The organism is Streptomyces hyaluromycini (assembly GCF_002217755.1).
GTDB classification, from domain to species: Bacteria; Actinomycetota; Actinomycetes; order Streptomycetales; family Streptomycetaceae; genus Streptomyces; species Streptomyces hyaluromycini.
Window position 1 is genome coordinate 105,055 of the sequence record NZ_BCFL01000025.1, and the last position, 12,251, is coordinate 117,305.

Consider the following 12,251-nt stretch of genomic DNA (forward strand, 5'->3'; position numbering starts at 1 on the left):
CCGCCGCGCGCCGGTGTGCGAGCGGTCATGGCTGCGGAGCCGGTGGATGCCCGGGCCGTGCTCGCTCCCGGCGGCTTACGATGAGGCGTGTACTCCTGGAGCGAAGCCCTCACCCTGACCTCGGCGAGCGCCTGGGACGAGCTCTTCACCGGCCTGCACGGCGCCAGCCGGATCAGCGTGCCCGACCGCGAGGCGCCGTGGCGCGCCCGCCTGGAGTGGCAGCAGTCGACGGCGTACGGCGTCGCCCTGTGCGCCGGCGGGCGGGAGGTGGTGCAGCGGGAGACCCGGCACATCCGCTCCGATCCGCGGGGTACGTACGAACTCCTCGTCCCGCTGGCCGGTACCGCCTGGGTGGAGCAGGGGCCGTCGGCCACGGAGATCCGGGCCGGCAGCATGGTGCTCTGCGACATCGACCGTCCGATGAAGTTCGCGCATGACGCGGACTTCCTGTCGATCGCCTTCATCATGTCCGGCGAGAATATCTCCGCGCGCAGCCGGATCGCGGCCGGCGAGCCGCAGTTGCTCGGCGCCGAGCGCGGACTGGGCCGGATCGTCCGGCAGTTGACCACCACGCTCCACGAGGAGCGCGCGGAACTCTCGGAGCGCACCTTCGACCTCGCGTGCGACCGGCTGCTCGACCTGGTCTGCCTGGCCGCGGAGGGCGGCACCGACACGGCGCCCGCCGGGCAGCGGGCGACGGTCGAGGCCGCGGTCCGCCGCTACGTCCGGCAGCACGCCTGTGAACGGGACCTGGACGTCGTCGCCGTCGCGCGGGCGCTCGGCTGGTCCGTGCGCTATGTCCAGCAGGTGCTCCAGGACGCCGGCACCACGGCCCGCGACCTGATCCGCCGGGAACGGCTGAACGCGGCCCGCGAACGGCTGGCCGGCCCGGGCTGGGCGTCGTACTCGATCGCGCAGATCGCGCACTCCTGCGGCTTCGGCAGTCACGCGTCGTTCGCGACCGCGTTCCGGGCGGAGTTCGGGACGACCCCGAGCGAGGCCCGGCGGCGGCGCGCTAGCTGAAGTAGCGGCGCGGGTTGTCGACCAGCATGGTGGTCAACTGGGCCTCCGAGACGCCCGCTTGCAGCAGTGCCGGGAGGACCTGGTCGTGCAGGTGGGTGTAGTGCCAGTCCGGTGCGATCTGCTCCTTCACACCGGGCGGGAACCAGTCGATGTGGCAGGACGCGTCGTGCGACAGCACCATCCGCCCGGCGAGCCCCTCGGCCGCGAGGGCCGCGACGGTCGCCACCCGCTGGTCGCCGGGGAGCAGGATGTCGAGGCCGAAGCGGTCCATGCCGACGTACGAGCCGTTGTCGATGAGTTCGTGCAGGTAGTCCAGGTCGGCGGTGTCACCGCTGTGCCCGACGACCACCTTGCCGAGGTCCGCGCCCTCGCTGCGCAGGATCTCCTGGGCGACCAGGCCGGTCCGTGCGGTGGCGCCGGTGTGCACGGTGATCGGGGCGCCGGTGGCCAGATGGGCCTGGGCCACCGCGCGCAGCACCCGCTCCACGCCCGGGGTGAGCCGGTCCTCGATCGCGCACTTCAGGAAGGCGGCCCGGATCCCGGTGTCCGCGATGCCCTCGGTGAGTTCGCGGACGAACAGTTCGGTCATGCCCTCGGCGCCGCCGAGCAGGGTGCCCGGGCCGTGGTAGCGGAAGTAGTCGGGGACGTCGGCCAGGGTGTAGATGCCGGTGGCCGCCACGATGTTGAGGTCGACCTGCTCGTTCACCCGGGCGACGCGCGCGACGTCGCGGCCGAGGCCGATGCAGGTGGGGTCGACGATGGTGGTGACGCCGGTCGCGGCCAGGGCCTTGAGCCGGGTCACGGCGTCGTCAATGCGCTCCTGCTCGTCCCAGGTCTCCGGGAGGCTCTGCCGGAACTCCTCGCTGAGCACGAAGACGTGCTCGTGCATCAGGACGGTGCCGAGGTCGTCGGCGGGGACCGGGCCGCGGACCGTCTGGACCGTCTGGACCGTCCGGTCCGGGGAGTCGGTGGTCATGGGTTGTTGTCGCCTTCCTGCACATGACGTGGGAAGACCGACTTTTCCAGTGCGGGGGCGGCACCGTCTTTCGCGTCGACGCACGGTTCTTTCGCCTCGGCGTACGCCGCGGACATCAGCGGCAGGGAGAGATGGGCCAGGTCACCGGGCGGGGGCGTGCGCAGCGACCACAGGGGGGCGGGGGTGCCGTCGGCGACCGCGGCCGGGGCGTCGGTGAGGTTCATGCGCTCGCGCAGGCGGCCGTAGAAGTCCATCGGCGCGAACCGGACCACCCGCAGGCGGGTCGGGGCGGCGTACACGCCGATCCAGTCCCCCGGCTCCAGTACGCCGCGCACCTGGCCGTCGACGCTGACCGCGGCCTGCCCCGAGCGTTCCAGGACACGCAGGCCGACCGCCTCGTTCGGGGCCGTGACGACCGAGCGGTTGAACGCCATGTGCGGGGCGACCGGGGTGAAGACGAGGGCCTCCGCGCAGGGCGAGACGACGGGTCCGCCGGCGGCGAAGCTGTAGGCGGTCGAGCCGGTCGGCGTGGCCACCAGCAGCGCGTCGGCGGAGTAGGAGGCCAGCAGCCGGCCGGAGACGTACACGCCGACGGAGACCTGGCGGTCCCGGGACAGCTTCTCCAGGACCACGTCGTTGACGGCGGTGATGTGCAGGGGGACGCCCCAGTCGGTGTCCTGCTCGCAGTCCGTGCGCACCTGGGGCGGCGGCAGCAGCGGCCCGCGGCCGTACTGCATCAGCCGCTCCATGTCGGCCGGCATCTCCAGGCGGCGGGAGGCGCGCATGGTGAGCAGCAGTCTGCTGTCGACGGTGTAGCGGTCCTCGCGGATCGCGTCCAGCGCCTCCCGGACCGAGCAGACCGGCACCTCGGTCAGGAAGCCGACCCGGCCCAGGTCGACGCCGAGGACCAGCGCGTCGTTGCGGGCGGCGAGCCGGGCGCCGCGCAGGAAGGTGCCGTCCCCGCCGAGGGTGACGATCAGGTCCGGGTCGCCCGCGGCCGCGACCTCCTCCCCTGAGTGGTGCCGCCCGCCGTCGTGCCATACGTCGATGTCGGTGCACCGCACGTCGTGCTCCGCCGCCCACGCCCGGACGACACAGGCCGCGTCCACCGCCTCCGCGCGCCCGCCGTGCACCACAAGTCCGAGCCCGTTCACCGTCATCTCCGCCTCCAGGACACCGTGGCCGGCTGCTGCTCCCACGCTGTCACGGGCGGGGCGGATCTGTCGGGCGGAACGGGATCACAGTCCGGATCACAGCCCGAGGGAGATGGCCAGCCGGGTGAGCTCGGCGGTGGTGTTGATGTCGAGCTTGGCGCGGATACGGCGCAGGTAGGCGTCGACCGTGTGCCGGGAGAGCCCCATCAGCCGGGCCGCCTGGAGGTAGGTGCAGCCCGCGGCGATGTGCTTCAGCGTCTCGCGCTCACGCGGGGCCAGCGCGACGGCGGCGGTCTCGGTGTGCTGGGTGACTGCGGTGAAGCTCATGAGAGGGGTCCTTCACATGCGATCAGTCGAAATTGACCAATAGAGGCGATTTGTCCGTTTACAAAACCCTGACAACCCGACGTCATGGCGCTGTCCGCCGACTGTCACAGGCGCGTCACAGGGACCTCCGGCGGGTGTGCCCCGTGAGCCCGGGTGGCAGCGGCGGCGGATTGGTGCTCCGTGGCGGCCGGGATCATCCTGGGGAGAGAGCCGGCCGTGCAGGTTCCGCGAAGGATGAGCGGCGATGGAACGACGTCCCACCCCTCCCAGCCAACCGGCGCAGACGCACGCCGTGCTCCAAGGGGCCCGCACCGCCACGGTCACGGTCGACGAGCGGGGCGTCGTGTCCGGCTGGAGCGACGGGGCCCGGCTGCTGCTGGGGTACCCGCCCGCCGAGATCCTGGGGCAGCCGGCCGCCGGGCTGCTCGCCGACCCCGGCCGGGACGCGTGGCGGGAGGCGGCCGCCGGACCGCGCTGGAGCGGGACCGCGGCGCTGCGCCACCGGGACGGTCACCGGCTGAACCTGGACGTCCTGGTCCACCGCAGACCCTCCGGCGAACGGCCGGGCGGCACGGAGTGGCTGGTGGTGTCCCCCGTGACCGGCCCGGCGGCGGCCGCCGCCGGCCAGACGCTCGGCGAGTGGGCCTTCCAGCAGTCACCGTGTGTCTCGGCCGTCTTCGACGAGGGGCTGCGGCTGGCCCGGGCGAGCGTCGCGACGCAGCGCACGCTGTCGCTGGCGGAGGGGATGATGCGCGGGCTGCGGCTGACGGACATCGTGCCGTACGAGGGGAGCGCCGAGGCCGAGTCGAGCATGCGGCGGGTCCTGGACGGCGCCGGGCCGCAGGAGATCCGTCTCCATCTGGACCCGGCCGACCCGGAGCGCACCTGGCACGCGTGGCTCATGCCGCTGACGGACCCGGACGGCCGGGTGCGGGCGGTGGCCCTGACGGCCCACGCCGACGCGTCCCAGCAGCTGGTACGGCGCCGGATGCTGCTCCTCAGCGACGCCGGGGTGCGCATCGGCACCGGCTCCGACGTGCAGCGCACCGCGCAGGAGCTGGCCGAGGTCGCCGTCCCCGCCTTCGCCGACGTCTGCACCGTGGACCTGCTGGACGCCCCCCGGCACGGCGCACCGCCGCCCGGCGGCGTCGCCCTGCGCCGGACCGCCGTGCGCTCGGCACCCGACGCGCCGCCGCTCCCCCGGCCCTCCGGCGAGGTGCTGCGCTGCCCGCCGTGGTCACCGCCGGGCCGGTGCCTCACCGAGGGGCACGGCAGGGTGTACCCGGGCGGCGACGAGGTCGTGGGCCGCTGGGCGCGGGAGGATCCGCAGGCCGCCGCCTGGGTCCGGGAGAGCGGGGCGCACTCGCTGCTGGCGGTGCCGCTCAGGGCGGGCGACATCACCTTCGGCGTGGCCCTCTTCGGACGGAACCGGCGGACCGAGCCGTTCGACGCGGACGACCTGTGGCTGGCCGAACAGCTCGCGGCCCGTACGGCCGCCGGCATGCAGGGCGCCGCGCGTGCCCAGCGGCAGCACACCACCACGATGACGCTGCAGCGCAGCCTGCTCCCCCAGACCCTGCCCGAGCAGGCCGCCCTGGACATCGCCACCCGCTATCTGCCCTCGGTCAGCCAGGCCGGGGTGGGCGGCGACTGGTTCGACGTCATTCCGCTGTCCGGGACCCGGGTCGCGCTCGTGGTGGGCGATGTCGTCGGCCACGGCATGCGGGCCGCCGCCACCATGGGCCGGGTCCGCACCGCCGTCCGCACCCTGGCCGACGTCGACCTGCCGCCCGACGAACTCCTCAGCCACCTCGACGACCTGGTCGTCCATCTCTCCGCCGAGGAGGCCGGTGCCGACAACGCCGCCGACAACGCCGGCGGCGTGGGCACGACCTGCCTGTACGGCGTGTACGACCCCGTCACCCGGCGGCTCTGCGCCGCACGGGCCGGCCACCCGCCGCCCGCCGTGGTCACCGCCGGCACCGTCCGCTTCCTCGACGTCCCGGCCGGACCCCCGCTCGGCCTCGGCGGGCTGCCCTTCGAGTCGTACGAGACGGAACTCCCGGAAGGCAGCGTGCTCGCCCTCTACACCAACGGCCTGCTCGAACCCCGCGAGCACGACATCGACGACGCCCTCGACACGATGTTCGCCGCGCTCGCCCGCCCCGCCCGGAGCCTGGACACCGTCTGCGACCGGGTCCTGACGTCCATGCTCACCCACCGCCCCGACGACGACATCGCCCTGCTCGTCGCCCGCACCCGGGCCCTGCACGCCGACCGGGTCGCCACCTGGGAGCTGCCCTTCGACCTCGCCGCCGTCGCCGAGGCCCGCAAGCTGGCCACCGAGCAGCTGGCCGAGTGGCGGCTGGAGGAGGCCGCGTTCATCACAGAGCTCATCGTCAGCGAGATGGTCACCAACGCGTTCCGGTACGGCCGCCCGCCCGTACGGCTCCGCCTGATCCACGACGACCACACCCTCACCTGCGAGGTCTTCGACTCCAGCAACACCGCCCCGCACATGCGGCGGGCCCACACCTACGACGAAGGAGGCCGCGGGCTCCTCCTGGTCGGCCAGCTGACCCAGCGCTGGGGCACCCGACACGCCGGCACCGGCAAGACCGTCTGGGCCGAGCAGTACCTCGCGGAGGGTTGAGAGCCTGGAGTGCCGCTCGGCAGCGCCCCGAAGGGGCGCGGGGCTGTATCGATATGCGGCTCCGCCGCGTGGGCGCGACCAGCCACGACGGCGCCGCAGACAAACGACGACGCATCGCGGCCCTTCCAGCGGAGCGCTCAGCGGCGGAACACCGGGCGGGCCCAGCCGGGCGGGCGCGGGGTGCGGGCGGTGGCGCGGCCGACGGTCGGGGGGCCGTCGGCGGACGGCTGCTCGGCCGGCCCCGCCGGCTCCCCCACCGGACCGGCGCCGTACGCGGCGAACCGCAGCGCGCCCACGAACTCCAGGCAGGAGCCGTACCGGTCCTCGGGGACCTTGGCCAGCGCCCGCGCGAGCACGTCGTCGAACGCCGGCGGCAGCCCCGCCCGCACCTCGCTGAGCGCGGGCGGGGCGTCGTACTGGTGCGCCCACAGCAGCGCGATGTCCTCGTCCCGGACGAACGGCGGGCCGCCGGCGAGCATCTCGAAGACCACGCAGGCGAGGCTGTAGAGATCGCAGCGGCCGTCCACCGGGCGCCCGGAGATCTGCTCCGGCGCCACGTAGTCCAGCGTGCCGACGAACTCGCCGACCGTCGTGAACCCCGTCAGCGACAGCGACTTCTTGGTGAGCCCGAAGTCCGTGAGATAGACGTGCTCCGGGTGCTCGCTGTCCGTGCCCTGCGCCACCAGCACGTTGCCGGGCTTCACGTCCCGGTGCACCAGATCGTGCTCGTGGGCCGCGTCCAGCGCGGAGGCGACCTGGCCCGCGATCCGCAGCACCGCGTCCACCGGCAGCACGCCCTCCTTGTCCAGCAGCGCGCGCAGGTCCGGGCCCGACACGTAGCGCATCGCGATGTACAGCACGCCGTCCGTCTCGCCGGCCTCGAAGATCGGCACGATGTGCGGGTGGTCGATGGCGGCGGCGACCCGTGACTCGTGGGTGAAACGGCGGCGGAAGGTGTCGTTGCGGGCCATCTCGGGGGCCAGCAGCTTCAGGGCGACGGTCCGGTCCAGGCGCAGGTCCGTGGCACGGTAGACGACGGCCATGCCGCCGCGTCCGATCTCGCCCTGGACCTCGTAGCCCGCGATGCGCGTCGCCATCACCGTCCACCCCGTAGCGCCAGAAACCTGCCCAAATCGTATCCAGGGGCCCGTTGCACGCGCGAGGCCGCATGACCGGTCCGCTGGTCCCGGGGCGGTCGGCCCCGTGCCTCCAGTAGGCCCGCGGCCCGCGAGCGGGTCACGTTCCGACAGCTCGGGACTTGACATGGGGAAATCCGGCGATCAGGAGGGCGCCGCCTGCCAGCCGGTCCAGCGCGACACGGTCACGAGAACGACCGGGCCGCCGGGAGGGCGCTCCCGGTACTGCGGGTATTTCTCGCACAGTGGCTCGACGACGGCCGCGTCGGCGGGAATCACCGTCGCATCGCCGTCCGCCCGGACCCACCACAGGCGGTCCCAGTTCTCGTCGTACGCGTCCACGAGCAGGCTCACGGCCGGCCGCGCGGCGATGTTGCGCAGCCGCTTGAGGCGGGGTGTGGTCTTGGGTTTGTGGTCCACGGCCGTGACGATCCCGTCGGCGCCGTGCCGTGCGAAGACGACCGGCACCAGATGGGGACGGCCCGCCTCGTCCACGGTCGCGAGCCGTGCCACCCGGGCCGCGGCGAACCGGCGTCGCGCCTCGCCCTCGGTCAGCTCCGGCACCGCGCACCCCGCCCCGTCAGACCCGGCCCAGCGCGTCGAGCACGTCGTCGTCCGTCAGTTGCCCGAAGTCGTCGTACCACTGCCCGACCGCGCTGAAGACGGCCGGCCGGCAGGGGCAGACGACGAGGTCGGCCTCGGCGGCGAGCGCGTCCAGGGAGTCGGGCGCGCCGACCGGGACGGCCAGCACGGTCCGCGCGGGGCCGCGGCCCCGGATGTGACGCAGCGCGGCGCGGGCGGTGGAGCCGGTGGCGAGGCCGTCGTCGACGACGAGCACGGTACGGCCGCGCAGTTCGGGCGGCGGACGGCCCTGCCGGTAGCGGCGCTCGCGGCGGCGCAGTTCCTGCCGCTCCCGCTCGACCACGGGGGCGAGGGCGTCCTCGCTCAGGTCCAGGCGGGCCAGGGTCGCCGGGTCGAGAAGCGGAGGGTCGTCCCCGGCGATCGCACCGACGCCGAACTCCTCGTGGTACGGGGCGCCGATCTTGCGTACGACGAGCACGTCGAGCGGGGCCGGAAGCTCCCGCGCCACCTCCGCGGCCACGGCCACCCCGCCCCGGGGCAGCGCCAGCACGATCGGGTCGGGCAGGGCGCCCTCGTCGCGCAACCTGCCCAGTGCGGCGGCGAGTTCACGGCCGGCGTGCGCGCGGTCCCGGTAGCGCATGGGGCGTCCTCTCCGGCCGGGGTCGGTCCCCCTCCTCCATGGTCACACCAGGTGTGGCGGCGGGTGCCGTCGGAGGTGTGACCGTGCGGTCCGGTCGGCGCCGGTTGCCGGACGAGGTGCACGGCAGGGGGTGAATCCGCCGGAGCGAGCCGAGCCGCGCACGACCGCCGTCCCCTGCCTGGTCTGCTGCCCGATCTGCGGGATTCCGGTGGCCGGTGGCCGGCGGCCCGGTCAGCCGTCGGCCGGGGCGTCCCCGCGGAACGCACCGGTCACCACGGGGACCAGCTGCCGTTCGATCTGCCCGGCGGACAGGGCGGCCAGCTCGGTGCCGATGGGTGCCAGGGCGAGCCAGTTCAGCAGGCCGGCCGCGCAGCGCGTACGGAAGATCAGCTCCTCCTCGCCGACTCCGGGAAGGTTCACGGTCAGCACCCGGAGGGCCTCCCGGCGACTCCGGTCGAACTTGCCGGCCAGCCGGTCCCATCCCTCGGGCGGATCGATGCCGACGCGCGCCACGGTCCGCATCATGGCCAGGTCCTGCCCACCGGCCGCCAGCGCGCGCATCATCGGCCGGGCGAACGCCACCGCCACGTCCTGGAGCGTCGCATCGGAACCAAGCGCGTCGAGTTCCAGGAGCTGCGCGTCCAGATACCGTTCCAGCGCGAGCTCTATCGCCGAGTCGCACAGCGCCTTCAGCGACCCGAAGTGATAACTCACCGCGGCGACGTTGGCTCCGGCGCGATCCGTGATCTCGCGGAGTGTCACGCCCTCCTGGCCTCGCTGCGAGAGCAACTCCAGGGCGGCCGTCTGCAGGCTGTCCCGGGTGCGCTGACCGGCCTCCCGGCGCAGATCCGTCTTTTTCGCCCCTACCACGAAGCGGAGTCAAGCATCCGCTTGACTTCACTGTCAAACAGCCGCCCCGCCACGCAATTCAAACAGCCGCTTGACAGCCCGCACCGCCCGTTCATAAGCTCAAGCGAGCGTTTGATTAACTAAGAGCGCGAGAGAAGCCGCGGCGCCGGATCCCGGATCCCGCGAGCGAACCTGGAGGAAAACGACATGAAGCTGCTCAGCCGGAAGTCGCTCACCATCACGGCCGCGATAGCGGTCCTGGGCGGTCTTTCCATCGCCGCCGCGCCGTCACAGGCCGCGAGCCCCGCCCACCGGAACACGGCGGCCCACAGCAGTACGGCGGCCCACGGGGGCCTCACCGATCAGGACCTGGCGAAGCTGCCGCTCACGGACCGCCATCTGACCCGGCACGAGCGGGAGAACCTCGCCGTCGTCCTGCGCGACTACCACGTGGCGGAGGGCAACAGCCTGGACGTCGACACGTTCGTCAACAGCTTCGCGGAGGACGGCGTCTTCAACGACATGGTCCCCGGCGTGGCCTACCGGGGCGAGGCACTCGGCAACGTGCTGCCCTACATGGCCAACCTCTTCCCCGACGTCCACCGTGAGCTCAAGCGCATCACCGTGAACGGCGACGTGATCAGCATCGAGCTGTCGATCCAGGGCACGTTCGAGGGACCGCTGCAGTCGCCGGCGGGCACCGTCAAGCCGAACGGCGCGAAGGTCGACGTACCGACCGCCGACTTCTGGTACCTGAAGGACGGCAAGGTCGAGCAGTTCAACTGCTTCGTCGGCTACTCGACCATGTACAAGCAGATGGGCGTCGACTTCGACTGGGCCTCGGCCGTCGACAAGCACTGAGCCGCACTTAAGGAGCAGGAAGCCGTCCGGCAAGGAGATTTCGATGACCCATACGCCTGATCACGAGCTGACCACCGGGGTGAAGGTTCCCCTCGTCGGTTTCGGGACCTATCTCATTCCGGACGCTGAGGCCGCGTCCGCCGTCGAGAGCGCCCTGGCCGCGGGGTCCCGGCACATCGACACGGCCGAGGTGTACGAGAACGAGCGCGGCGTCGGCGAAGGACTGCGGCGCGGCATGCGGCAGGAAGGGCTCGAACGCGGCGACGTGTTCGTGACGACCAAGCTGTGGCCGCTGGCAGAGGAACGCAGCAAGACGGGCGAAGAGACCCTGCGGTCCCTCGACGAGAGCCTCGACCGGCTCGGCCTGGAGCAGGTCGACCTGTATCTGGTCCACGCCACGTTCGGGCGTGAGCAGCGTCTGGAACAGTGGCAGGCACTGGTCGAGGCCCACAAGAGCGGCAAGGCACGCGCGATCGGCGTCTCGAACTTCAACGCCGCCCACATCGACGAGCTGATCGAGGCGGGACTTCCCGTTCCGCACGCCGACCAGATCGAACTGCACCCCTGGTCGCAGAAGCCCCGGCTGGTCGCCCACCTGCGTCAGAAGGGCATCACACCCATCGCCTACAGCAGCCTGGTTCCGCTGTCGACCTGGCGCACCGCGCCGGGCCACCTGAGCGGAAAGACGCAGGAGATGCGCACCGAAGGCGAGCGCTCGGATTCCCCCTTCAAGAAGCTGGCGGAAAAGTACGGCGTGACCGAGGCGCAGTTCCTTCTGGGCTGGGGCGTGCAGAACGGCTATCCGGTGCTTCCCAAGACCACCGACCCGGTCCGCATGCGCGAGAACCTGGACGTTTTCTCGTTCCGCATCGATGACGCCGACATGGACCGTGTGCGCGACATGGACCGCGGAGCGGGGATCGCCTGGGGGGAAGTGGACCCCACCACGCACGGCTGACCAGCCCTGGAGCCCCCCGCGCCACCCGGAACCGATCACCAAAAAATTCGTACACACATTCTATACACTGTATGTATAGTCCCGGCATGCCACTTTGGAGCAAGCTTCCGAGCAAGAAGAGGGAAAGCCGGCCCTCCTGGTTCCGGCCCACCGGAACCAGGTCCGGCCGTCTCCGTCTCCCGGCACTCACCGCGGCGGCCGTCTCGCTGGCCCTGACCCTGGCGGGGTGCGCCCAGGTCGACACGACCTCGCCGGCCGACGCGCGCAACCACGCCGCCACGACGAGCCAGGCCCGGTTCGGGACCGTCGACTGCCGCGAGGCCAAGTGCATCGCGCTCACCTTCGACGCGGGGCCCAGCGAGAACTCGGCCCGGCTGCTCGACATCCTCAAGGAGAAGCACGTCCCGGCGACCTTCTTCCTGCTGGGCAAGCGGCACATAGAGAAGTACCCGAAGCTGGTGAAGCGGATGGCGGCGGAGGGGCACGAGGTCGCCAGCCACACCTGGGACCACAAGATCCTCACGCGGATACCGGACCGGCAGATACGCGAGGAGCTCACCCGCACCGACGACGCGATCGAGCACCTCACCGGACGGAAGCCCACGCTGATGCGCCCGCCGCAGGGCCGCACCGACGCGAACGTGCACCGCATCTGCCGGGAGCTGGGCCTGTCCGAGGTGCTGTGGAGCGTGACCGCGAAGGACTACATGACCACCGACTCGGCACTGATCGAGAAGCGGGTCCTGGACCAGGCCTCCCGGGACGGGATCATCCTGCTGCACGACCTCTACAAGGGCACCGTGCCCGCCGTACCCGGCATCATCGACGCCCTCAAGGCGCGCGGGTACGTGTTCGTGACCGTCCCCCAGCTGCTCGCCCCCGGCAAGGCCGAACCGGGGAAGGTGTACCGGCCCTAGGGCCTGTCTGACAATTCCCGTCTGCCTCGCGACGCCATGCACGCACTCTCGCCGCACCGGGCGCAGACCCAAGTACGTCCAGTACGAGGGCCTACGCCCGGCACACCGAGAGCACGCACCTGACGCCGCGAGGCCACCCTCCGGGCGACGACGGGAATGGTCAGACAGGCCCTAG

12 protein-coding genes are annotated in these 12,251 nt (G+C 72.3%); 5 read left to right on the forward strand and 7 right to left on the reverse strand.

Annotated elements, in window-relative coordinates; genetic code table 11:
* The first annotated feature begins 87 nt into the window (after positions 1-87).
* Positions 88-1,023: a helix-turn-helix transcriptional regulator gene (locus tag SSP29_RS32950; RefSeq protein ID WP_089104531.1), complete on the forward strand. Its 936-nt coding sequence runs from the start codon at positions 88-90 to the stop codon at positions 1,021-1,023.
* Here SSP29_RS32950 and SSP29_RS32955 read toward each other — a convergent pair.
* The 3 genes from SSP29_RS32955 to SSP29_RS32965 form a co-directional block, all read right to left on the reverse strand.
* A complete protein-coding gene (locus tag SSP29_RS32955) occupies positions 1,016-1,999 on the reverse strand; it encodes a phosphotriesterase family protein (protein WP_089104532.1) in 984 nt (327 codons plus the stop codon). The genes SSP29_RS32950 and SSP29_RS32955 overlap by 8 nt on opposite strands.
* Positions 1,996-3,159, reverse strand: coding sequence for an NAD(+)/NADH kinase (locus tag SSP29_RS32960; RefSeq protein WP_089104533.1), 1,164 nt, complete (start codon positions 3,157-3,159; stop codon positions 1,996-1,998). Before SSP29_RS32960 ends, SSP29_RS32955 begins: the two co-directional genes overlap by 4 nt.
* A 90-nt stretch (positions 3,160-3,249) precedes the next feature.
* Positions 3,250-3,480, reverse strand: coding sequence for a response regulator transcription factor (locus SSP29_RS32965; protein ID WP_089104534.1), 231 nt, complete (start codon positions 3,478-3,480; stop codon positions 3,250-3,252).
* A 244-nt stretch (positions 3,481-3,724) separates the two neighbouring features.
* On the opposite strand from SSP29_RS32965, the gene SSP29_RS32970 reads away from it, so the two are divergent.
* Complete coding sequence (locus SSP29_RS32970; RefSeq protein ID WP_089104535.1) at positions 3,725-6,133, forward strand: SpoIIE family protein phosphatase; 2,409 nt, start codon at positions 3,725-3,727, stop codon at positions 6,131-6,133.
* A 137-nt stretch (positions 6,134-6,270) separates the two neighbouring features.
* Here SSP29_RS32970 and SSP29_RS32975 read toward each other — a convergent pair whose 3' ends face one another.
* The 4 genes from SSP29_RS32975 to SSP29_RS32990 form a co-directional block, all read right to left on the reverse strand.
* Positions 6,271-7,230 carry a serine/threonine-protein kinase gene (locus tag SSP29_RS32975; protein ID WP_089104536.1) on the reverse strand — a complete coding sequence of 320 codons (960 nt, stop codon included), beginning with the start codon at positions 7,228-7,230 and terminating at the stop codon, positions 6,271-6,273.
* Positions 7,231-7,413: 183 nt separating this feature from the next.
* Complete coding sequence (locus SSP29_RS32980; protein WP_089104537.1) at positions 7,414-7,833, reverse strand: TIGR03668 family PPOX class F420-dependent oxidoreductase; 420 nt, start codon at positions 7,831-7,833, stop codon at positions 7,414-7,416.
* Positions 7,834-7,849: 16 nt separating this feature from the next.
* On the reverse strand, positions 7,850-8,491 hold the full coding sequence (locus SSP29_RS32985; RefSeq protein WP_089104538.1) for a phosphoribosyltransferase: 642 nt from the start codon (positions 8,489-8,491) through the stop codon (positions 7,850-7,852).
* Between the two features lie 231 nt (positions 8,492-8,722).
* A complete protein-coding gene (locus tag SSP29_RS32990) occupies positions 8,723-9,361 on the reverse strand; it encodes a TetR/AcrR family transcriptional regulator (protein WP_150135369.1) in 639 nt (212 codons plus the stop codon).
* A gap of 186 nt (positions 9,362-9,547) precedes the next feature.
* On the opposite strand from SSP29_RS32990, the gene SSP29_RS32995 reads away from it, so the two are divergent.
* The 3 genes from SSP29_RS32995 to SSP29_RS33005 all read left to right on the forward strand — a co-directional run bounded on the left by SSP29_RS32995 (position 9,548) and on the right by SSP29_RS33005 (position 12,076).
* A complete protein-coding gene (locus SSP29_RS32995) occupies positions 9,548-10,201 on the forward strand; it encodes a nuclear transport factor 2 family protein (protein WP_089104539.1) in 654 nt (217 codons plus the stop codon).
* Positions 10,202-10,244: 43 nt separating this feature from the next.
* On the forward strand, positions 10,245-11,159 hold the full coding sequence (locus SSP29_RS33000; RefSeq protein WP_089104540.1) for an aldo/keto reductase: 915 nt from the start codon (positions 10,245-10,247) through the stop codon (positions 11,157-11,159).
* An 86-nt stretch (positions 11,160-11,245) separates the two neighbouring features.
* A complete protein-coding gene (locus SSP29_RS33005; protein ID WP_089104541.1) occupies positions 11,246-12,076 on the forward strand; it encodes a polysaccharide deacetylase family protein in 831 nt (276 codons plus the stop codon).
* Positions 12,077-12,251: the final 175 nt, after the last annotated feature.